Raw genomic sequence first — 21,316 nt, 5'->3', positions numbered from 1 at the left:
CGATCGATTCCACAGTGACGGTAAACGGGAGCGATAAAAGTAACTTCTATACCCCCACGGTCAAACGGTCCACATGAGCGCATGAGTCAGTCTTACAATCGCGGCCTCGTCGAGGATTTCGGCCGCTGGAAAGAGTTCACAGCCGGGATGTGGGCGTGGATCTTCCACAAGTTCACCGGGTGGATGCTGATCGGGTATCTGTTCACCCACATCGCGGTGTTGAGTACGGCTATCGGCGCGGCCGGGGACACCGCGGCGATTCAGGCAGAAACCGACATCTACACGACGACCATCCAGGGTCTCGAGGAGCTGTTCATCGTCCGCGTCCTCGAGGTCGGCTTGCTCGCCGTCGCCGTGTTCCACATCCTGAACGGGCTGCGGCTGCTGATGGTCGATCTCGGTATCGGCCTCGAAGCACAGGACAAGAGCTTCTACGCCTCGTTGATCCTGACCGGCGTGATCACCGTGGCTAGCGTCCCGACCTTCATGAAGGGGGTGGGCTTCTAATGGCCGAACGCTACAGTTCGTTCGTTCCGGGCGGGACGGCGTGGCTTCTACAGCGAATCACGGCAGCGTTTCTCGTCGTCGTGCTCGCGTTCCACTTCTTCCAGTTACACTTCGTCAACCACGCCGCTGACGTTACATTCCAAGGAACACAGGCTCGAATGTCGAACGTCGGCTACTTCCTGACGATGGTGTTGTTCCTGATCGCAGGCGCGTTCCACGGCCTCAACGGCGTCTACAACGCGCTGGTTAACCAGGGTCTCGATGGTACCCCCAAGAAGGTAGTGCTCGCAGTGCTTACTATCGCTGGCGTCGCATTGGTCGTCCAGGGAACCTACGTCGCACTCGCCATGGCGGGGTGGACCTAACATGAGTACACAACAACAAGAACCCGAGACGCAGGAAGCACCGGAAGACCCGGAGATGAAAGGGGCCCAGTCGCCCCAGGACCGACGACTCGCGGAGAAAGAGTCGGGCGCGATCGACGAGGAGTCGGAGAAAAAGGCGGAACTCGAGGGCGAGACGGTACACATCAAGGTGTTCCGGTACGACCCCGAAGTCGAGGGCAAGCAGGAACCCCGCTTCGACGATTTCCACGTCCCCTTCGAGAAGGGGATGACCGTCCTCGATGCGGTCATCTACGCCCGCGACGAGTACGACTCCTCACTGACGTTCCGTCACTCCTGCCGGCAGGCCGTCTGCGGTTCCGACGCGTTTTTCATCAACGGCAAACAGCGACTGGCCTGCAAGACACAGCTCTCCGAACTCGAGCAGCCGGTTCGTATCGAACCGCTGCCCCACCAGGAGGTCGTCAAGGACCTGGTCGTCGACATGGGTCATTTCTACGACCAGATGCACGCGGTCGAGCCGTACTTCCAGGACGAGGATACGCCCGAGGTAAGCGACCTCGAGGAGCAACACCAGAGCCCCGAGAACCGCGAGAAGATCAAGATGTCCTCGCGGTGTATCTGGTGTGGCGCGTGTATGTCCTCGTGTAACATCGCGGCCGGCGACAACCAGTATCTCGGCCCGGCAGCGATCAACAAGGCCTACAAGTTCGCGATGGACGACCGGGAAAGCGAGGAGATCAAAGAGCATCGACTCCGCATCCTCGAGCAGGAACACGGCGTCTGGCGCTGCCAGACCCAGTTCTCCTGTACCGAGGTGTGTCCGAAAGACATCCCGCTTACCGAGCACATCCAGGAGCTCAAGCGGGAAGCGGTCAAGAAGAACCTGAAGTTCTGGTAATATGTACGAACACGACGTTATCGTGGTCGGCGCTGGCGGCGCTGGCCTCCGAGCCGCAATCGCAGCGCACGAGGCGGGAGCCGACACGGCACTCGTCTCGAAACTCCACCCGGTCCGCAGCCACACTGGCGCGGCCGAGGGCGGGATCAACGCCGCTCTCCAGGAAGGCGACGACTGGGAGCTGCACGCCTACGACACCATGAAAGGGTCGGACTACCTGGGCGATGCCCCAGCAGTCGAGACCCTCGCACAGGACGCCCCCGAAGACACCATGCGACTGGAACACTGGGGAATGCCGTTCTCCCGCGAGGAAGACGGCACCGTCTCCCAGCGTCCGTTCGGTGGCCTCTCGTACCCGCGGACCACCTACGCCGGTGCCGAGACCGGTCATCACCTGCTGCATACCATGTACGAGCAGGTCGTCAAACGGGGCATCCAGGTCTACGACGAGTGGTACGTGATGAACCTCGCGACGACCAACGAGCCGGACCCGAACGACCGCGAGTGTCACGGCATCGTCGCCTACGACGTCCAGTCCGGCAACATTGAAGGGTTCAAGGCCAACGACGGCGTCGTCCTCGCGACCGGCGGCCCCGGCCAGGCCTTCGATCACACCACGAACGCCGTCTCCTGTACCGGCGACGGTCACGCGATGGCGTATCGTGCGGGCGTCCCGCTCGAGGACATGGAGTTCATCCAGTTCCACCCGACCTCGCTTCCCTCCACGGGCGTGCTCATCTCCGAGGGCGTCCGCGGCGAGGGTGGTATCCTCTACAACAGCGAGGGCGAACGGTTCATGTTCGAGTACGGCTACGCGAACAACTCCGGCGAGCTCGCCAGCCGCGACGTCGTCGCCCGCGCCGAACTCACCGAGGTCGACGAGGGACGGGGCATCGAAGACGAGTACGTCCACCTCGACATGCGCCATCTCGGAGAGGAACGCATCGTGGACCGACTCGAGAACATTCTGCACCTCGCGGAGGACTTCGAGGGCGTCGACGGGCTCGTCGAGCCGATGCCGGTCAAGCCCGGCCAGCACTACGCCATGGGTGGCATCGAGACCGACGAGAACGGTCAGACCAACATCGACGGCCTCTACGCGGCCGGCGAGTGTGCCTGCGTCTCCGTCCACGGCGGTAACCGCCTGGGTGGAAACGCCCTCCCCGAGCTGATCGTCTTCGGCAAGCGCGCGGGTCGTCACGCCGCCGGCGAAGACCTGGGCGAGCCCGAGATCGAGACCGGCTACACGGGCGACATCGAGGACGAAGACGACGCCGGGTTCCCGGTCACGCCCGGCCGAGCCGGCCTCGACGATGTCGACGAGGCGATCGCCTCCGACGGCGGCGTCACCGCCGACGCCAAGGGGCTGCTCGAGCGTGCCGTCGAGCGCGAACGTGATCGCGTCGAACGCCTGCTCGAGCGCGACGAAGGCGTCCAGCACGCCGAAATCCGTTCGAAGCTCCAGCAGGCGATGACCGACTACGTCAACGTCTTCCGGACCGAAGACGGCGTCAAGAAGGCACTGAAGATCATCCGCGAGTGTCGCCAGGAGTACCAGAACGTCTACGTCGACGACCCGTCGCGGACGTTCAACACGGACCTTCAGCACACGATCGAGACGCGGAACCTGATCGACGTGGCCGAGACGATCGCACTCGGCGCGCTCGTTCGCAACGAGTTCCGTGGCGCACACTGGCGACAGGAGAACCAGCGACGTGACGACGAGAACTGGCTCAAGCACACGATGGTCTCGTGGGACGGTGGCGAGCCGTCGGTCTGGTATCGCCCGGTCATCCTCGAAGGCGAGGAGAAGACCTACGAACCCAAAGAGCGGAGCTACTGACTCGAGGCCGTTCCGGCCGCTCATCGCGCTCCTCCCGGCCCGGATTCCTGGAGATCGATCCGTCGGCGGTTTTCTCACTGCACCGATCGAGCGTCGGATACCAGCAGGGCTATCCGTTCACCGCCGATACGTTCGCCCGATGACGCTCGAGCGATTCGTCTACGCGAACCTCGTTCTCGCGCCCCTGGTCGTCGCGGCAGGCTACTACTTCTGGGAGTCGATCCCGGTGTTGGTCCTCCCGATCGGGGTAGCGTACCTGACGTTCGTCTTCCTGATCTCGTTTGGCTGGCTCCTCTCGAACGCGTCGCTGGCGATTCGCTCGTCGTGAGGCCGGAGTCGCGGAACGGACCCACAGAGATAAGAGGGGCGAGCGGGTATCGTGGGCCGGTATGTTGCTGTCGGGGACAGTGATCGTCGACGCCGAGACCGTCATCGACGACGGTGCCGTCGTCGTCGAGGACGACCGGATCGTCGCCGTCGGGGGGCGTACGGACTGTATCGATCGCTATCCGGGCCACGAGCGCCACGAGTACGACCTGCTCGCGCCCGGCACCGTCGGGGCACACGTCCACTCGGTCCAGAGCCTCGGCCGGGGCATCGCCGACGACACGGCGTTGCTCGAGTGGCTGTTCGACTACGTCCTCCCGATGGAAGCCTCGCTGTCGGCTGAAGAGATGCGCGTGGCGGCCGAGCTGGGTTACCTCGAGCTGATCGAGAGCGGGACGACGACCTGTATCGACCACCTGTCGGTCCACCACGCGGGGGAAGCGTTCGAGGCAGCCCGCGACCTCGGCCTCCGCGGGCGGCTCGGCAAGGTGATGATGGACAAAGACGCGCCGGACGGGCTGCTCGAGGACACCGACGACGCACTCGGGGAAAGTGAACGGCTCATCCGGGAGTACCACGGCGTCGACGACGGACGGATTCGGTACGCGTTGACTCCGCGGTTCGCCGTCAGCTGTACCGAGGCGTGTCTCCGAGGCACCCGGGACCTAGCCGACGCGTACGACGGCGTTCGCATCCACACCCACGCCAGTGAGAACCGCGACGAAATCGCCACCGTCCAGGAGGAAACCGGACGCCGAAACGTCCACTGGCTCGACGAAGTCGGTCTGACGGGCGAGGACGTCGTCCTCGCGCACTGCGTCTGGACCGACGACTCGGAACGGGCGGTGCTGGCCGAAACCGGCACGAACGTCACCTACTGCCCGTCCTCGAACATGAAACTGGCAAGCGGCGTCGCGCCGATCCACGACTATCTCGACAGGGGGATCAACGTCGCGCTCGGCAACGACGGTCCCCCGTGTAACAACGCGCTCGACCCGTTTACCGAGATGCGACAGGCCAGTCTCCTCCAGAAGGTCGATCGCCTCGAGCCCCAGGCGCTGCCTGCACGCACGGTTTTCGAGATGGCGACTATAAACGGTGCCCGCGCGGCAGGCTTCGACCGCGTCGGCAAACTCCGCGAAGGGTGGAAAGCCGACGTGATCGGCCTCGAAACCAATATCACGCGCGGAACGCCGATCCACGACGTCCTCTCGCATCTGGTGTTTGCGGCCCACGGCGACGACGTGCAGTTTACGATGGTCGACGGCGAGGTCCTGATGGCCGACGGCGACGTGCTCGTGGCCGACGCCGACGCGATCCGAGCACGGGCTCGCGAACGTGCTGGCGCACTCGAGGTCGCTCCCTGACAACGGGGTTTGCCGAACCCCTCTTCGACGATCGACGTTCTCGGTTAGAGACCGAACGTACCGGTTAGGTCGACGCTCAGATCCAGTGCCTGGACGATCTTGTACCCCAGGTAGATTCCGACGATCCCCATCAGCCCCGGCAGCTCCGGCGGTGCGGGGATTGGAACGTCGAACAGGGCAAAGAAGCCACCGGTCAGGGCCCCAGTAAGAAGTCCGAGCAAGACGAGTTCGTAATTCATATCGGTCAACGGGCCGGCACGACCGAAAAGTCTCCGCTTTCAGCGACCAACCGCCGGTTTCGATCTCGAACCGCGAGTCGCGAACGTGTCGCTGCCGTCGGTCGTATTTCGACTATCGTCGACACTCAGTTTTATTATTGTCGAACCAATGAGCGTGTCGTATGAAGCTGAGCGCGGACTCCCCGTCAGCGCGGAACGTATCGATGCCCGACGACCTCGAGTCGCCGCGTGCGAAACTCGTCTACCTCTATCTCGGGGCGTACGGCAGCTGTCCGGCCGACCGGCTCTGTACGGACCTCGAGCTGTCGAAGAGCACCGTCCTTTCGATCACCGGGACGCTCAGAAAACGAGGTCACCTCGAGCGGACCGATGGCAAGTTCGAGCTGGCTGGAGCGTAAGGCTACAGTTCGATCCGCTCGACCAGCTGCTCGCGATTCTCGTTGGTGTTGACCGCGACGATCCGGATATCGTCCTCGAGCCCCGAATCCCGGAGCTTCGATTTCAGCAGGTTATCGACCTGGTAGACTCCCGCAGCGTTGGTCATCGCGATCTCGACCATCACGGGTCGGGTATCGCCTTCGTGGAGGGAGACGCGCTTGATGGCCTGACTCGAGAGGGTGTTGATCCCGCGGCCGCCGTGTTCGTACGGAATGCGCGAGCGGCCACTCTCCATGTCCAGCGCGTCGGCCACGCGGATGACACCGGCCTCGGTCGTCAGCGGTGTCTCGGCAGTGTGATGACAGAGGATCGCATGGAGGACTTCGCCTTTCACCCGGACGGTCTCCGAGAGGTCGTAAAACTCCGAGAGGACGCGATCGAGAATGTCCGCGGCGAGCGGGATCGAGTAGTAGACGTGTTCGTCCCGGTGGACGACGTGGCCGACGTCGTGTAGCGTCGCCGCGAGCGCGACGACGACCGCCTCGTCTTCCTCCGCAAGCCCCTGCTGTTTGGCGTGGAATTCGACGCCGCCGGCTTTCAGCAGGTCGTACAGACACAGTGCGCGGTTGCGGACGATCTCGATGTGTTTCGCGCCGTGATCGTTGTACTGCATCCGATCGACGGCGTTGACGTTCTGTGCCTCGAGGTACGTCTGTATCTCCTCGTCGTCGTCGACGAACTCGAGGACGCGGTTCAGTTTCTCGTCGGGGAACGCGTGCTCGTTGTCGGGAACGTACACGCGACGAGAGTCCGATTCGCTTGCAGAGTCGCTCATAGCTGAACGACGCCTGCCGCTTAGAAAAACCCTGTGCCGGCTCCGCAATACCGCGAAAACGCGGGTCGATCGTCGACCGACGGCCGTGGTCAGTTACGCTGCGTCTTCGGCGGCAGCCTCGACCTCGTCGTACTCCGGCTCGACGCCAGGGTCGTCGCTGACCCACGAGTAGGTGACCTCGCCGTCGGCGTCGATCACGAACACGGAGCGTTTGGCGACGCCGTGGACGCCCAGGTCGTCGAAGTCCATCGCGACATCGTACTCCTCGATAACTGCCTCGTTGAGGTCGCTGATGAGGCCGAACTCGAGTTCGTTCTGGGCACGGAACTCGTTGAGCGTGAAGGGGGTGTCACGGCTGACACCGTAGACGGTGGCGTCGACGTCGTCGAACGCGGCGAGTCGGTCCTGGAAGGTACACATTTCGTCAGTGCAGACGCTCGTGAACGCGCCGGGGAAGAACGCGAGGACGATCGGTGCCTCGTCCTCGAGGCGGTCCGACAGCGTAAACGAGGTGACATCGCCGTTGGCAAGCGGTGCGGTGAAATCGGGTGCAGCGTCTCCTGTGTCTACCATCGGTATCTAGTTTCGCGCCGAGGTGAAAGTCAGTTTCGTTACCGGACTGGCGTTTGCGATCCGAAGCGAGCCGGGGCTACAAGCGCAAGGGGCGAGCGGAACTGTCGTGACCAGGCTGCAATTCGTTGCGGCTGAACACCTCTCGAGTAGCGAGTAGCCCCTATATCTGGGACAAAGCACCAGCCTCCACGAGTGGAAAAGACCGTCAGTACTTGTGCTCGCTGGCGGGGAGATCGAGTGCGTCGTAGAACTCCCGATCGAGACGGTCACGCTGGGACAGCCACCGTTCGTACCCCGACCGGTCGTCCGGGTACGCCTCGTAGTGGCGTTCGTACTCGGCGACGTAGTTACGTGTCTGTCTGACAGTCAGGACGGCCTCAATTAGTTCGCGCTTGCTCACCCCGAGTGCGTCGAAGGTCCCCGCCCGAGACTCCGAGACGAAGTTCTTGAGGATGCCACTGCCCACGAGCAGCTTGTTTTTCAGACTGTCGACCTCCGCCGACGTGCCGACGATCTCCCGGAGCTCCGTCTCGGGCAACAGGGCGGTGAGCGCCCGAAGGGCCGACACGTCGATCGAACTCGCGGCGACGTTGTACGCGTCCCAGGAGGCGAGTTTCGCGGCCTCCCCGTGTTCGCGGTACAGCCAGCGGTTGTGCTCCCAGAGTCCGGCTTCGGAAACGTCCCCGTCCGCGACGGCTTGGGCGGCGGCGCGTCCAGCCGAGTACCCCGAGTAAGCCGCCCCACGGATACCCTTGCCCGTGATCGGATGGGTCGTCCCCGCTGCCCCGCCAGCAGCCAGGTAGCCCGGCGCGACCATCGAATCCAGCGGCCGACGAAGCGCGATCGCCGAGCCGAGTTTGTTCTCGGTGCCGAATCGCTCGGCGACCGCCGCACCCTGGTACTCGGACCGGTGCTCGATGTCCCGACGCAGGCGGTCCGCAAGCGGGATCGGCTCTTTGTTCATCTGGAACCCCAGCCCGACGTTGATCCGGGTCGGTGTCCGGGGGAAATACCAGATGTAGCCCATCTCCTCGAGTGGTTTCCCGACGATGGCGTCGTGGTACTCGACCGGCTCTTCGGTCTCGATGATTTCACGGTAGGCCGAACCGAAGTGAGTGAAGTGGGGGACCTCGAACGTCGACTCGCCGGCCGCGTCCAGCCCTTCGAAATCGATCAGGTCCTGCAAGATCGACTGTGCGCCCGCAGCGTCGATCAGGACGTCACACTCGTAGGTGGCCGGCTCACCGTCCCGAACCGCCTCGACGCCAGTGACCCGGCCGTTCTGGACGACATCGTTGACCACGGTATCGTAATGTTGCTCTACGCCGCAGTCGGCGGCCTGCTCAAGGAGGCGCTGCCCGAACTCGTACCGACCGACGACGTTGCTACCGTTCTCGTACGGTAACACCTTCCGAACGTCGAGTTCCTCGTCCCAGTATTCGATCCGATCGATGTTGTTGTCGACGAGGACGGCCTCGTCGTCGGCGATCGCGTCCATGTCGATCGGCCCCGGGTAGTTACTCGGGTCTCGCGGGCTCTTGATCGCGTCGCCACAGGCGATGAACCCGCCCCGGTCGCGCGGTTTGCGCTCTAGCTGGACGACCTCAAGCCCCTCGGCCGCTGCCGTCGCCGCGGCGAAACAGCCCGCTATCCCGCCCCCGACGACGACGATGTCGTACTGGTTGTGCGCCATTTGGTACTGTTCCTCCGTTCGGAAATGCGGAACGTAACTCTTGCTTTTGCGCTTTTGCGGTGCTTTGCGGACGACCGGAACCGAAAGCGAGGCCGTAGGGGCTCGTCTTCGCTCGGCTGTGTGCCTCGTCGGCACAGCCGTGACGCCGGCGTTGCGCGAGATCGTCAGCGACAGGTACGGGACGAGGGGATCGATTAAGGGCTAGGCGACCAACGAACAAGTATGAGTCTCCCCATCGACCCGACGACGATCGACCCCGACGAGTACGGAGAGAACCGCGCCGTCCTCGAGATGGACCACGACGAAGCGATCGAACACGTCCGCGAAGTCTGCGAAGAGGTCGGGTTCGGTATCCCCGCCGAGTTCTCCCCGTCCGAGTTGCTCAACGAGAAAGTCGACGCCGACCGTGACCCGTACTACGTGCTCGGGGCCTGCAATCCGGAGATCGCCGACCGGGCGCTCGACGAGACCCTCCGGATCGGGGGGCTCTTCCCGTGTAACATGATCATCTGGGAAGAGGAACCGGGACGCCAGCACGTCTACCACGTCTCGATTATGAAGATCGCACGACTGCTCGGGATGGCACCGGACAACGACGAGTGGGCAGCGATCGTCGACGAGACCGGCGACTACGTCGAGGAAACCTTCGAGCGACTCGACGCCGTCGAGACCGAGACCGCCGACTGAACCCCCACAGGTCGGGTCTCTACGGTGATCGCCTCGTCCCCTCAGGTTTTTGCTACGGCCTGACTGTCGGCGACGACTCGCGGTGATCGACCCCGTGGCGCGTCGAGATGTCAATACTTACGTATGCGACGAATCACCTCGAGACATGGACGTCCGTACCACGTTCTTTGGTCTCCTGCTCGTCGTGCTGGGAGCGATCGGCGCGCTCCTGGTCATGCCGCTGTTGCAGTACCTGATGGCAGCTGCCCTCCTCGCGTTCGTCCTGTATCCCATTCACAGGCGATTCGAGGAACGAATCGACGAACGGCTGTCGGCGCTTGCACTGACCGGGTTCGCTATCGTCGTTGCCGTCGTTCCGATCCTCTACTTTTCGATCGTCATCCTCCAGACGGTTTTCGAATTCATCGAATCGTTCGACGAACTGGCCGCGATCGAGACAGTCAGACAGACGGCCCTCGATGCCGGAATCGAACCGGAGGTCCTCGAGTCGATCGAGGCGGAGCTCCTCTCGGAGATCGAGGGGTCGCTCGGCGGAGCCGTGGAGGTCGTGTTGATGGAGGTCGTCGGGTTGCTGAACGCGAGCATCCGGATGAGCTTCGGGCTGCTCGTGTTAGTGTTCGTGCTGTACTATCTGCTGGTCGACGGCGACACGTTCATCGACTGGCTCAGCGCGGTCGCACCGCTTTCGGAGGAGGTCCGCAAAGAGCTGTTCGACGAGATCGAGGTCGTCACCTGGGCCGTCATCCAGAGCCACGTCCTCGTCGCACTCGTCGAAGGGGTATTAGGGGGACTCGGGTTCTACCTGCTTGGCGTTCCGAACGTCGCGTTCTGGACGGTCGTTATGATCGTGGTCTCGTTCCTGCCGGCGATCGGCGTCTGGCTGGTCTGGGGGCCAGCGGTCGTGTACCTTGCGATCGTCGTCGATCCTCTCCAAGCGATCGCGTTGTTCCTGTACGGAGTCGCCGTCCTCTCGGTTGTCGACAACTACTTGCGGGCGATCTTCGTCGACCGTGGCTCCGGTCTCCACCCGGCGGTCGTCCTCGTCGGAGTCATCGGTGGAATCTATCTGCTTGGCATCATGGGGCTGTTCCTCGGTCCCGTGTTGCTCGCGGTGTTCAAGGCCGGGTTGACGGTCTTCAGCCGCGTAAACTCCCACGGGGACGCACCAGAAAAGCGAGCCCCGAGCGCGGCGAATCCCGCGGAAGCCGAGTAAGGGTCCGAGCCGTTCACTGCCGATCGACGTCCGCACTCGAGGCGTCGGTCGAGGGTCCGGTCTGTCCGGCCGTTCGATCGGATTCACCGGGGTCGCCGGAGTCGTCGGGGTCGCCGTCCCGGCCGCCCTCGGCCGCCTTCTCGGCATCGTCGAGATCGGCCTGGAGCTTCTCGAGCGACTGGTCGGCGTCGTACCGGACGTAGCCGGCATAAAAGAGGACGATGCTGAAGAAGATCAACGGCAGTCCAAACAGCGCGAAAAGCGCCGTCAGAAGCGTCACCGGATCGCTGGGAATCGAAGCGACGAGTACCATTGCGTACGCGTCGGTTCCGGTCGTTCAAAGGCGTTGTCCCTGGATTCCGGTCCGAAGCTCTCGGACGGAACGACCGTCTCCCCACGGTCGACGGCCCAGCCTTGTGATGTCTCACCGATTCGGCCCCTGGTCAGTTCGATCGGCCGTACGCGTCGAGGTTCGCCTGCAGCCCGGCCGCGAGCTCCGACTTTCGCTGCAATCGGTCGTACGAGACCGGCAACTGCGTCGATACCTCCGCGACCGAACTGTGGAACGTCTCCGCCTCGCCGTACTCCCCCTCGAAGGCGTTGCGGACGCTCTCGCGGACCTGCCAGACGCCGACCGGGGCCCAGTAGTCGTCGGAGACTTCCCGCAAAACGAGACACTTCGCCTGGCGGCCGATCGACTCGAGGTGCTCTAACACCCCCAGTCGGGCGGCGTAGTAGGCACCTGCGGTCTCCTCGACGTAACTCGAGCGGCCCTCGTAGCCCTCGCTTGCGGCCTGGAGCCAGACATCGTCTTCGGGGTTGGGGTTCCAGATGCTGCCGGGGGCTTTCATCTCGACGAGTTCGAACTCCCAGTTGCCTGGGGCGAGGATCACCCAGTAACGGTTGCCCATATACTCGTTGGCCCAGACCTGAACCTCGTCGATGCTGGGCTCGTTTCGGATGCGACCCCGGAGAAACTGGCCGATCGTGTCGTCGACGGCGGTGATCGACCACCGCGTCGGGACGAGTCGGCGCTGTTCGGTCTCGCCGAGCGCGCCGGCCGAGAGGATCGAGTTGATGTCGTAGACGTCGAACCCGCGCCGGTAGAGGTAGGTCATTGCACCCTGGGCCTGCCAGTCGTCGTCCTCGAGGGTCTTCTTGACGGGTCGCGGGACGTAGGGGTTCTCCCGGAGTTCGGCGTTACGAGCGTTCGCGCGCGGGCCACGAGGGGTCGCGACGTCGGTCCCGGCGTCGAGTCCGAGATCGGGCGTGTCGTCGAGCCCGATCTCGAGGTCGACGGGGCAGTCGGCGATGGCGACCTCCCGCTGGACGCCGACGAACCCGTCCCAGGCGTCGTGAACCGACGGCGTCAGTCGGCTCGCGATCGACGGCGAGTCGACGTTCGCGCGCTTGTTCGAGTTCAGCAGTCCCGTCCGGCGCTGGAGGACGTCGTCGATGGCGTACCCCTGGCGGTACCAGTCGCCGTCGGTGACGTACTCCTCGGCGTCGCCCTCGTCGCCGACGGGCGAGAGCAGGCCGACGGGGATGTCGGGATAGTTCGACCGTCCGACGAAGATAGAGGGCGAGGTCGAGCCGACGAGCGTGTCACCGGAGAGTGCATCGTCGAACCGGCGCTCGAACGCTTCTAGGTGGTCGGTGATCTCGTAGGATTTCTCCTTGGCCAGCTGGCGGCGTCTGGCCTCCTCGTCGGGCTCGAGATCCTCGATGTACTCGTCGAGGCGCATTCACCGGACGTTGGTGGGGGCCGGGTTTGAATCTTGAGCTTCTGCCGACCCAGACGAGTATGGTGGCCGTTACTTACGGTTAGCTCACGAACGGGAAATCGTGGACGTCCTGCCTGTCGTCATCGGTATCCTCGCACTCGGGATCGGGGCCCAGATAGTCGCGAAGCGATTTCGGGTCCCCAGCGTCCTCTTTCTGATCGTCATCGGCGTCCTGGTCGGTCCGGAGGGGTTCGGCTTCGTGACGATCGAAACCTTCGGCGACGGGCTCGAGACGGTCGTCGGCCTCAGCGTCGCGATCATCATCTTCGACGGTGCCTTCCACCTCCGGCGCGAGAAACTCGAGCGAGCACCACAGGCGGTCCGCAGACTGACGACGATCGGCGCGGGAATCGCCTTCGCCGGCACGGCGGCCGCGGCCTGGCTCTTTCTCGGTACCGACTGGGAGATCGCGCTGCTGATCGCCTCGCTGCTGATCGCGACCGGGCCGACGGTGATCACGCCGATCCTCGACGTCGTCACGGTCCGAGAGCACGTCGAGGCGGCACTCGAGGCCGAAGGAATCATCAACGACGTCACCGCGGCGGTGCTCGCGATCGTCATCTTCGAGGCCGTCGTCGTCGGGGACGCGCCGGAACTGATACCGACCGGATTCCTGCAGCGGCTCGCTGCCGGGGTCGGCATCGGCGTCGTCGTCGCCGCCGTCGTCTGGTACCTGCTGGTCAAGGTCCAGCCGCCGGCCGGCGACGCGCCACAGATGGCACGGCTCGTCACGTTGACGGGAGCGCTCGTCTCCTTCGGGCTCGCGGAGTCGGTGTTCCCCGAAACGGGCGTCGCTGCCGCCGCGACGACCGGGATCGTGCTCGGGAACCTCGATCTCCCCCACCGGGAGGAGATCCTCTCGTTCAACCGCGACCTGACGCTCGTAGTGCTCGCGTTCGTGTTCATCTCGCTGGCGGCGCTGATCGACTTCGACTCGCTTTTCGGCCTCGGGACCGGCGGTATCGCCGTCGTCGTCGCCGTGACGCTGTTCGTCCGGCCGCTACTGGTGGCACTGTCGGCGACCGACCGTCAGTTCAGTCGCGAGGAACGGTTCTTCCTGTCGTTTGTCGGCCCCCGTGGGATCATCCCGGCCTCGGTGGCGACGCTGTTTGCCCTGCAACTCGAGGCTGCAGGGCAGTTCGAAGCCGCTCGGACGCTCGCGGGGACGGTCTTTCTCGTTATCTTCCTGACCGTGATTCTGCAGGCGGGCTTTGCCCGCCAGATCGCGGAGTACCTCGAGGTGATACCCATGCCAGCGATCATCGTCGGCGGCGGCCGGATCGGCCGGGCGCTCGCCACACGACTGGAGAAACGGGGCGAAAACGTCGTGCTCGTCGACGAAGACGAGACGGTCGTCGAACGGCTTCGGCAGGACGGATACACCGCCGTCGTCGGCGACGGGACGAGCCCGGACACGTTACGCGAAGCAGACATCGAGCGGGCACGGATCGTCGTGGCGACGACGGCCGACGACGACGCCAACCTGCTGGTTTCGCAACTGGCGCGGACGACCTTCGACGTGGAGACGGTCGTCGCCCGGGTGAACGACCCCGGGAACGTCGACGCGTTCGAAACGCTTGGTGTCCGGGCGATCGACGTCGCGAGCGCGACCGCGTGGTCGATCGACAACGAGATCGAACGGCCCGCCCTCGCCCACTGGATGACGGAACTCGGCGAGGGCCACGACGCCCAGGAGATTTCGGTCACCGCGACCGACCTGGTGGGCTCGACGATCGCGGACCTGGACGCCGAGATTCCGGACGGCGTCATCGTCGCCGTCATCGCCCGCGAGGGCGAGACCTACGTGCCCGAAGCCGACACCGCGCTCGAGGACGGGGATAGGGTGACGTTCATCGGGCGAGAGGACGCCGTCGAGGAGGCGGTACGGCGCTTCCATCCCCACGACTGAGACGGAGTGTTGTACCGATGTGCCGGTGCAACCGTGCCCCGAAGTGATTGTCCTAGAACTGACGGACAGAACCCCGTATGAGACGTGTACCGACGCGTCGATCGACGAACGACCGAACGTATTGTGCTGTGGCTAACGGACGGCAGAACACACGAAACGTACTCTCCCTGGACACCGAGTGAAGCTAAGCGGACGCCCGGACACCGTCTGGTGTCCGCGACGATCCGGTTATGTCAGAGGCACGGCCCCACCGGCGTTCGGGCACTCCATCGAACTCGACTGCGGGCCGCACGTCACCGTACCACGGGGTGAATAAAATACCCAGCAGGGCGTTTTCCGATCCAGAAAACACCCGGGGGATCGGACCAGTGCGAGCACGCGAAAGACAACCGTTAAAAACGCCGGGCGGGAAGGGAGGGGTATGAGTACGACGAACGACCGAGGAACGCGCTCGTGCGTCTCCTGCGGGCTCAACATCGCGGGAACGAACGCCGCGTCGTTCAAGTGCCCCGACTGCGGCCAGCAGATCTACCGCTGTGCCAAGTGTCGCAAACAGAGCAACCTCTACGAGTGCCCCGACTGCGGGTTCACCGGCCCATAACACTACTGCCATGGGAAAAGTAGCTGCCAAAATCAAGGTCATGCCGGACAGCCCCGAAATGGACCTCGACGCGCTCCAGGAAGACCTCGAGAGCGCGCTGCCCGAGGGCGCGAAGATCAACGGTGTCGAACGCGAAGAGGTCGCGTTCGGCCTCACCGCCCTCTATCCAACCGTGATCGTCCCGGACGGCGCGGGTGGGACGGAGACGGTCGAAGAGAACTTCACGGAGGTCGACGGCGTCGAAAGCGTCGACGTGGATAACGTCGGCCGGATCTGAGCGGAGCAGATCGGATCAGTTATTCTACGGGCCGGACGCACACTTCGTTTTCGGCCCCAGCTAACGAACGACGACGAGCCGCTGCACCCGTCGCTGCAAAACGCTGGCCACGACGGTAACAGCAAAGACCGACGACAGTCGTCGACGACCAGCGAAACCGAACAATTAGCGGGAATTACCCCCGGTGGCAATCGGAGCGGGGAGCCTACTCCTGGGCTTCGATCTGCTGTTGGAACTCCTCGAAGTCGACGTTCTCCTCGAGCGCATCGACTGCGCCCTCGAGGTCTTCGGCGGTCTCCTCGACGCCGTGGAACTCGACGATGTTGCCGGTCTCCTCCTGCCAGGCTTCGGTGTCCTCGTGGGTCGCCGCGTACTCGATGGCGTCGGCCAACTCTTGGCGGACGTCTTCGGGCGTTCCCGGCGGCGCGATCTGTGTGAGCCGGAACTCGCTGATGTACGCCATACTGTCGCCGTAGTCGGTAATTCGGTCGATCTCGGGGAACGCCGCGAACTCGGTGTCGGAGAGATTGACGACGGCACTGACATCGTCGCCGACGATGCTAGCCGCGGAGGTGTTCGTCGCGATACCGGCCGGCACCTCGTCGGAGAGGACGGCCTCGTTTACGTCGCCACCGCCGTCGTAGGGGACGGCGTTGTCCCACTCGAGGCCGTAGTCGTCACGCAGCAGATGCGAGATCGCGTGGCTGTCGTGGCCGACGCCCTGATACGCGAAGTCCTCGAGTTCGCCGCTCTGGTACGCATCCCGGAGGGAAGCGTAGTCGTCGATGTCGTGATTGTCGTTGACGATGATCGTGTAGCCGAAGATTCCGGAAATAGAGATCGGTTCGAAATCGCTTGGCTCCCAGTCGGTCTCCTCGAGCCGCCAGGCGAACTGCCAGCTCGGCGTGTTCGCCGTTCCGAACGTGTAACCGTCCCCGTCCTGGCTGGAGAGCCACTCGATACCGAGCAGACTGCCCGCACCGGGACGGTTGTCGATCTCGATAGGTTGTCCGAGTTCCTCCTCTGCCAGCGGAGCGAGCTGGCGTGCGTACGCGTCCGTCCCGCCACCCTCGGACCAGGGAATCATCCACGTCACCGAATCCGTCGGGAACTCGTCGCCGCCGGCTCCGGTGTCACCGTCGCCGGACCCTTCGTCGTCGAGGCACCCCGCGAGGCCGGTAATCGAAACTCCTGCAGTCGCACCCAGTCCCTTCAGTACGTCTCGTCGATCCATACACCCCCGTAGCCCCTAGTTCAATGATAAGGGTGGCCGCCCATGCAAGAGTTACAGGTATCTCGTATACGAACGAACGATTATTTAGTATATCGGTTGACAAACGTATGTTATTGGTGCACGTGATAGGTGGTGTCGTGGGTGCTTGTGGCATTTCTATCGCGGAGCTGGTGGCCAGTTCGGCTCGAGTCGAACGAACTCGATCCGACGGATGACTCCGTACTGCGGTCCTCGGGGGCAGCGGTCCGTCTCGATCGAGCGTCCGTTTCGTCTCCGGATCGACCGTCACGAGGTACTGTTCGAGCAGGTCCGGGAACTCCCGACCACGGATGGATCGCAGTCCGAAGTCTTCGGTCCAGTCGATGATCCTCGTGTCCTCGTGACGACGCCGGCGTCGAGTTCGCGGGCGAGGATCAGGAGATCGAAGTCCTCTCTCGAGTCGAGTATGCCCGTTCCGCGCGTCGAACCGCGTTCTCGGAAACTCGGAGCCCGCGGTCGACCCGGTCGCTCATCTCGTCGACGAAGCTGTAGACGACGTTTCCCGGAATCTCGATCCCGTACCGGTCCGGATGCTTGCGGACGACCCAGGTGTTGAGCTTCGAGTAGACCTCTTCGTCGACGTCTCGAGTATCGAGCATCGTCGTGAGTTCGTCGTGAATCGTCGGCGGGACGTAACAGGTAATTCCGAGGTTGAGCCAGGCATGGCTCGAAGTTCGTCCCGCGTGGAAAACACGTGAGCCGTCGGCCCGGGCTACCGATCCGACGCGGACGACCCGGCGTCTTCGTGAGGTCGCGTCCCTCCACCGGCCCTGGTGGATGGGTCGGGACGCGACCTCACGCTCGAGACACTCTCCGAGTCGATCGCCGGCAGTCGTTCGACGGTCCCGCGTTCGAGCGCAGTCAGACACTCTTCGACGGAGTAGGTTCGTTCGTCGTCCGAACACGGGGCAACGCACTCGAGGGTGTCACCCGCATATACGGCGGCACAGACGGCTGGAACGCGAAGCTCTTCGAAGGTGCCGTCGCTGGTGTTGGTACTGGTGCTGGTACTGGTGTTGGTACTGGTACTGGTACTGGTACTGGTGCTAGTGCTAGTGCTGGCGCTGGCTCCCGGGCCAGCGCTTCCCTCACAGTCCCGACCCGTCTCGAGCAGTGACGAGGTCCGTCGACGCCTGAACGCCGGGCCGAGGCTGTAGCCTTCCTGCTGGGCCCACGACCGGAACGAGGCCACGGTGGCAGTCACCGAGGCTGGCCCGTCGGCGATCGTCTCCAGCGCGGGCCGTACCGAGCACCACGTCGTCACCGTGACGTCAGCAACGTGGTCTATCTCCTCGAGCTGGCGCGCCCTGTCGACCAGCGACCGTATCCGAGTCACGGCTTCGGACGGGGCACGAGCGCGGAGGTAGAGGTCGACTCGAACCGGTTCTCGCGGACGGGTATCGGTTGCAGTCATCGTTCGAAGGGAAACAGCGTTACTATCGCCGGCATCGCCGCTGGGGTTAAAGGTATCAATCCGTCACTCGCTCCGACTCTCGCCGTCGCGCTCAGGTCATCGCTCGAGAACGACGACGGATACGACGTGACCGCGTGACCGAGTACAAACTGAAAAGAACGGTTACTGATCGGGCTGTCGGTCAGGGTCCGCACCGAGGTCGGCTTCGGAGACGATCTTCGCGCCCGGTTCCGAGAGTTCGACGGTAACGTCCTCGGGAATAGCCTTGCTGATCTCGTCGACGTTGCCGGCCAGTACCGTCAGGATGTCGTCCGGGTTGGCGTACAACAGCATGGTCCCGTCCTGGCCCTCGGCGACGAGTTGGGTGTCGTTCAACACGACCTGGTCGTTCTGGATCGTCGCGGCGACGACCGGCAACGCCGCCGGCTTGCCCGGTTCGTCGTCGCGGACCTTCCGGATGTGAACGTCGTCGAGGTCGAGTACGTGCTTGTACTCCTCGATCCGCTCGGCGCAGGTGACCATGTCCTGCAGGAGGGCCGTTTTCCCCTCGTGACCGGGATGATCGCCATCGAGGCAGTGCTGGCAGACGCGGAGTTCGAGTCGCATTACTCGGCCGTTATCGCTGGACACCGATGAGAATTCCGTTTCCGCTACTTTCCCGGTCGACGATCCGCTCTCTCACCTCGGTTCGAGGTTCCACTCGCGACCCCCGTGTTCGTCTCTCAGGACCCACGTCTCGTCGACGCGAGCCTGTCAGTCCCACGTCGCCGGGCGGTTTCTTTGTCTGCGGGATCGTACTGGCCGATATGGCCGACCGCGACGCTCCAGAGGGCCGCGAGGGTTCACGCTCCGGCTCGGAGCCCGACCCTGGCTCCGGGTTCGACGCCGACGCCCTGCTCGAGTGGGGCTATCACAAACGGCTCGGCATCGGCCGAGCCGCGTTCCGGCAGCTCGCCGAACACCTCGAGGAACGCAGTTACGAGGGGCGCACGTACCGTCACGTCCCCGACAACCGCCCTCCCCTTCGACTACGGCCAGGCGCTTATCTTCCGGCGGCTACTCATACTGCCTGCCAAAACAATGCACACCGATCGCGTCTCGAGACGCCGTCGAGTTCCGCGACGGGCGTCGAGACGCGATCGGTGTGTACTGACTGTTGTCCAGTCGTCTCAGGGAAGCGTTTCAGTCGATCGAGTTCGACGACGAGACGGAGCCTGCGAGCACGCTCACGAACTCGGGAGGCGATCCTGTTGTCGATACGTGATACCGTCGAGACGGTCCGCGAGGGCGACCGCGTCGTCACCTTCCGCAAACTGACACAGTCGACAAACGACAAGACGAAAAACTACCTCGAGGGGGAGATCGTTCGGGAGTGATCGGGTTTGGGGTGGCGAACTCCCGCGGTTCGCCGGGAGCGGTCAGTCCAGATACCCCTCCCACAGCGGGATGTCCGCGTACTTGTCCCCGCGATCACAGAGCATCACGACCGTCACCGACTCCTCGGTGAGGTCGCCGTCGGCGGCGAGCTGGTGGACGGCCTGGATACCGGCCCCACTCGAGGTGCCGACGACGAACTGCCCGTCGACCCGGAGATGTCGATCGACGGTTTCCGGATCGTGTTGGCCCCGACTCCGAATCCGAACGTCGCGGTCCAGATACCGGTTTCGGAGGTCTCGAGCCCGGTCGTAGGCGTCGCTCGTCGAGACGTACTCCTTGCGATCGAGGACCGACTCGTCGTACGTGTCGGGGTGGTAGTGGTCGCCCGTCCGGAGGAATTTCAGCCCGTCGATGGCATGGAGGGGCTCGGCGGGCTCGAAGCCGACGACGGTGATGTCGTCGCCGCGGTCGTGCAGTCCCCGGCCCGTCCCGGTGATCGTGCCGCCGGTGCCGGCCCCCGCGACGAAGTGGGTGACTGCGCCGTCGGTCTGGGCGAGGATTTCCCTGGCGGTCGTCCGCTCGTGCGTTCCCGGATTGTCGGGGTTCTCGTACTGGTTCGGTCGGTAGTAGCCGTCGGGCTCCGCGGCGATCAGTTCCTCGCAGCGCTCGATGACGGCGTCGTAGCCGAGGTCGGCGTCGACGAAGTGGACCTCCGCGCCCGCGTCCCGGACTGCGTCGATCTTGCCGCTGCTGGCGTTGTCCGGCATCACGATCTCGACGTCGTACCCGCGGGCAGTCGCGAGGCGGGCGATCTCGCTGCCCGTGTTTCCCGAGGTGGGTTCGATGATCGTCGTCTCCGAATCCTCGGGGTCGAGTTCGCCCCGCTTTTCCGCTCCATCGAGCATGCCTTTGGCGATACGGGACTTGACGGAGCCACCGCCGTGTGGCGCGTCAGGGAGGTTGAACCACTCCGCTTTCCCGTAAACGGTGCCGGGAACGTCGACCTCGAGTTCGAGCAGCGGAGTCTCGAAGATGGTCGACTCGTCGACGGCGATGTCGACTCCGTGCTCGGTTCCGCCGGCCACATCGTCCGGCGTCCGCTGGTCGGTCATACCGGTCCTTGTTACGGTACGAATATGGGTTCGACGGAACCGGCCGTCTCCGCGGCCGTCTCGGTTCCGGGAGAGCGGCGCTCGTCGGCGTCGATTCCTCTCGTCGTGCTCGCTCGAGGCGGAGACGGCGCGTTCGGTCGATGACGGCCTGCGGAGCGGGGCCAGGACGGCGTCGCAGATACGAGAGAGAACTGACCCGGCCGAAAGCTGTTAACGGTCTCCGACACCAACTCGAACCGGGATCACATGAGCAAACCGACCTGGGACGACGTCGTCGACCTCCCGGAGGAAGACGAACTCGACGACGAGACGGCCGAACAGCTCTACGAGGAGGCCGACGAAGTCCAGGACATGACCGGCGAGGTCTGTCCGTACCCGCAACTCGAGGCCAAGAAGGCGATCCAGGGCCTGGAGTCGGGTGACCTGCTCGTCCAGGAGACCGACCACGTGCCAAGCACCGAGAACGTCCCGAAGGCGGTCGAAGACCTCGCCGACGCGAAGGTCTGGAAGAGCGGATCGGGGCTGTACCGGATTTTCCTCTCGAAGAAATAAAAGCAGACGCCGAACGAAACGTAACTATGGTCGAAGAAGTCACCCCGGAAGAAGTCAAGGAAAAGCTCGAAGACGACGACGTACAGGTCGTCGACATCCGTCCGGAGTCG

Annotated in this window: 24 protein-coding genes and 1 pseudogene; 14 read left to right on the top strand and 11 right to left on the bottom strand. The window is 63.9% G+C overall.

What is annotated here, in order from left to right; translation table 11 throughout:
• Window positions 1-81: 81 nt before the first annotated feature.
• The 6 genes from sdhC (at window position 82) to C446_RS03280 (ending at window position 5,289) form a co-directional block, all read left to right on the top strand.
• A complete protein-coding gene (gene sdhC / locus C446_RS03305; RefSeq protein ID WP_006671645.1) occupies window positions 82-507 on the top strand; it encodes a succinate dehydrogenase, cytochrome b556 subunit in 426 nt (141 codons plus the stop codon).
• The gene (locus C446_RS03300) at window positions 507-872 is read left to right on the top strand and encodes a succinate dehydrogenase hydrophobic membrane anchor subunit (RefSeq protein WP_006671644.1); all 366 of its coding nucleotides are present in this window, start codon (window positions 507-509) and stop codon (window positions 870-872) included. The genes sdhC and C446_RS03300 overlap by 1 nt, the downstream gene beginning before the upstream one ends.
• Before the next feature lies 1 nt (window position 873).
• Window positions 874-1,752 carry a succinate dehydrogenase/fumarate reductase iron-sulfur subunit gene (locus C446_RS03295; protein ID WP_006671643.1) on the top strand — a complete coding sequence of 293 codons (879 nt, stop codon included), beginning with the start codon at window positions 874-876 and terminating at the stop codon, window positions 1,750-1,752.
• A gap of 1 nt (window position 1,753) precedes the next feature.
• Entirely contained in the window at window positions 1,754-3,595 is a 1,842-nt protein-coding gene (locus C446_RS03290; protein ID WP_006671642.1) for an FAD-binding protein, read from the top strand.
• Window positions 3,596-3,734: 139 nt separating this feature from the next.
• Complete coding sequence (locus C446_RS03285; RefSeq protein ID WP_006671641.1) at window positions 3,735-3,923, top strand: hypothetical protein; 189 nt, start codon at window positions 3,735-3,737, stop codon at window positions 3,921-3,923.
• Between the two features lie 61 nt (window positions 3,924-3,984).
• Window positions 3,985-5,289, top strand: coding sequence for a 5'-deoxyadenosine deaminase (locus C446_RS03280; RefSeq protein ID WP_006671640.1), 1,305 nt, complete (start codon window positions 3,985-3,987; stop codon window positions 5,287-5,289).
• A 44-nt stretch (window positions 5,290-5,333) separates the two neighbouring features.
• On the opposite strand, the gene C446_RS03275 is transcribed toward C446_RS03280, so the two are convergent.
• Window positions 5,334-5,528, bottom strand: coding sequence for a XapX domain-containing protein (locus C446_RS03275; protein ID WP_006671639.1), 195 nt, complete (start codon window positions 5,526-5,528; stop codon window positions 5,334-5,336).
• Window positions 5,529-5,689: 161 nt separating this feature from the next.
• On the opposite strand from C446_RS03275, the gene C446_RS03270 reads away from it, so the two are divergent.
• The gene (locus C446_RS03270) at window positions 5,690-5,926 is read left to right on the top strand and encodes a helix-turn-helix domain-containing protein (protein ID WP_006671638.1); all 237 of its coding nucleotides are present in this window, start codon (window positions 5,690-5,692) and stop codon (window positions 5,924-5,926) included.
• Window positions 5,927-5,928: 2 nt separating this feature from the next.
• Here C446_RS03270 and C446_RS03265 read toward each other — a convergent pair whose 3' ends face one another.
• From C446_RS03265 to C446_RS03255, 3 genes are all read right to left on the bottom strand, one after another.
• Window positions 5,929-6,741 carry an HD domain-containing protein gene (locus C446_RS03265; protein ID WP_006671637.1) on the bottom strand — a complete coding sequence of 271 codons (813 nt, stop codon included), beginning with the start codon at window positions 6,739-6,741 and terminating at the stop codon, window positions 5,929-5,931.
• 93 nt (window positions 6,742-6,834) lie between these two features.
• Window positions 6,835-7,314 (bottom strand): redoxin domain-containing protein, encoded by a 480-nt coding sequence (locus C446_RS03260; protein WP_006671636.1) that lies wholly within the window; start codon window positions 7,312-7,314, stop codon window positions 6,835-6,837.
• A 205-nt stretch (window positions 7,315-7,519) separates the two neighbouring features.
• Window positions 7,520-9,007, bottom strand: a complete 1,488-nt coding sequence (locus C446_RS03255; protein WP_006671635.1) for a geranylgeranyl reductase family protein — start codon at window positions 9,005-9,007, stop codon at window positions 7,520-7,522.
• 222 nt (window positions 9,008-9,229) lie between these two features.
• On the opposite strand from C446_RS03255, the gene C446_RS03250 reads away from it, so the two are divergent.
• Window positions 9,230-9,694, top strand: a complete 465-nt coding sequence (locus C446_RS03250; RefSeq protein ID WP_006671634.1) for a DUF302 domain-containing protein — start codon at window positions 9,230-9,232, stop codon at window positions 9,692-9,694.
• Window positions 9,695-9,839: 145 nt separating this feature from the next.
• Window positions 9,840-10,907 (top strand): AI-2E family transporter, encoded by a 1,068-nt coding sequence (locus C446_RS03245; protein WP_006671633.1) that lies wholly within the window; start codon window positions 9,840-9,842, stop codon window positions 10,905-10,907.
• 13 nt (window positions 10,908-10,920) lie between these two features.
• Here C446_RS03245 and C446_RS03240 read toward each other — a convergent pair whose 3' ends face one another.
• Together C446_RS03240 and nreA are read right to left on the bottom strand one after the other, a co-directional pair.
• Window positions 10,921-11,220 carry a hypothetical protein gene (locus C446_RS03240; protein WP_006671632.1) on the bottom strand — a complete coding sequence of 100 codons (300 nt, stop codon included), beginning with the start codon at window positions 11,218-11,220 and terminating at the stop codon, window positions 10,921-10,923.
• Window positions 11,221-11,350: 130 nt separating this feature from the next.
• Entirely contained in the window at window positions 11,351-12,652 is a 1,302-nt protein-coding gene (gene nreA / locus C446_RS03235; RefSeq protein WP_006671631.1) for a DNA repair protein NreA, read from the bottom strand.
• A gap of 100 nt (window positions 12,653-12,752) precedes the next feature.
• Between nreA and C446_RS03230 the strand changes: the two genes are divergently transcribed.
• From C446_RS03230 to C446_RS03220, 3 genes are all read left to right on the top strand, one after another.
• Window positions 12,753-14,600 (top strand): cation:proton antiporter, encoded by a 1,848-nt coding sequence (locus tag C446_RS03230; RefSeq protein WP_006671630.1) that lies wholly within the window; start codon window positions 12,753-12,755, stop codon window positions 14,598-14,600.
• Window positions 14,601-15,021: 421 nt separating this feature from the next.
• Complete coding sequence (locus C446_RS03225) at window positions 15,022-15,201, top strand: HVO_2753 family zinc finger protein (protein ID WP_006671629.1); 180 nt, start codon at window positions 15,022-15,024, stop codon at window positions 15,199-15,201.
• A 10-nt stretch (window positions 15,202-15,211) separates the two neighbouring features.
• On the top strand, window positions 15,212-15,478 hold the full coding sequence (locus tag C446_RS03220; RefSeq protein ID WP_006671628.1) for an elongation factor 1-beta: 267 nt from the start codon (window positions 15,212-15,214) through the stop codon (window positions 15,476-15,478).
• 205 nt (window positions 15,479-15,683) lie between these two features.
• Here the strand turns inward: C446_RS03220 and C446_RS03215 are convergent, their stop codons facing one another.
• The 4 genes and pseudogenes from C446_RS03215 to C446_RS03200 form a co-directional block, all read right to left on the bottom strand.
• On the bottom strand, window positions 15,684-16,712 hold the full coding sequence (locus tag C446_RS03215) for a substrate-binding domain-containing protein (protein ID WP_006671627.1): 1,029 nt from the start codon (window positions 16,710-16,712) through the stop codon (window positions 15,684-15,686).
• 253 nt (window positions 16,713-16,965) lie between these two features.
• Window positions 16,966-17,419: pseudogene (locus C446_RS03210) on the bottom strand (PIN domain-containing protein); the annotation flags it as partial.
• Between the two features lie 44 nt (window positions 17,420-17,463).
• Window positions 17,464-18,165, bottom strand: a complete 702-nt coding sequence (locus tag C446_RS19015; protein ID WP_006671625.1) for an HTH domain-containing protein — start codon at window positions 18,163-18,165, stop codon at window positions 17,464-17,466.
• A gap of 162 nt (window positions 18,166-18,327) precedes the next feature.
• The gene (locus tag C446_RS03200; protein WP_006671624.1) at window positions 18,328-18,771 is read right to left on the bottom strand and encodes a hypothetical protein; all 444 of its coding nucleotides are present in this window, start codon (window positions 18,769-18,771) and stop codon (window positions 18,328-18,330) included.
• A gap of 200 nt (window positions 18,772-18,971) precedes the next feature.
• Here C446_RS03200 and C446_RS19815 point away from each other — a divergent pair, with 200 nt between their 5' ends.
• Window positions 18,972-19,541, top strand: a complete 570-nt coding sequence (locus C446_RS19815) for a hypothetical protein (RefSeq protein ID WP_006671623.1) — start codon at window positions 18,972-18,974, stop codon at window positions 19,539-19,541.
• Between the two features lie 42 nt (window positions 19,542-19,583).
• On the opposite strand, the gene C446_RS03190 is transcribed toward C446_RS19815, so the two are convergent.
• A complete protein-coding gene (locus C446_RS03190) occupies window positions 19,584-20,654 on the bottom strand; it encodes a PLP-dependent cysteine synthase family protein (protein WP_006671622.1) in 1,071 nt (356 codons plus the stop codon).
• Window positions 20,655-20,900: 246 nt separating this feature from the next.
• Here C446_RS03190 and C446_RS03185 point away from each other — a divergent pair, with 246 nt between their 5' ends.
• On the top strand, window positions 20,901-21,206 hold the full coding sequence (locus C446_RS03185) for a sulfurtransferase TusA family protein (RefSeq protein ID WP_006671621.1): 306 nt from the start codon (window positions 20,901-20,903) through the stop codon (window positions 21,204-21,206).
• Window positions 21,207-21,316: the final 110 nt, after the last annotated feature.

The organism is Halobiforma nitratireducens JCM 10879, from assembly GCF_000337895.1.
In the GTDB taxonomy this organism is placed as follows: domain Archaea; phylum Halobacteriota; class Halobacteria; order Halobacteriales; family Natrialbaceae; genus Natronobacterium; species Natronobacterium nitratireducens.
The sequence above is the reverse complement of the archived record's forward strand: the minus strand, read 5'-3'. Positions and strand labels throughout refer to the sequence as shown.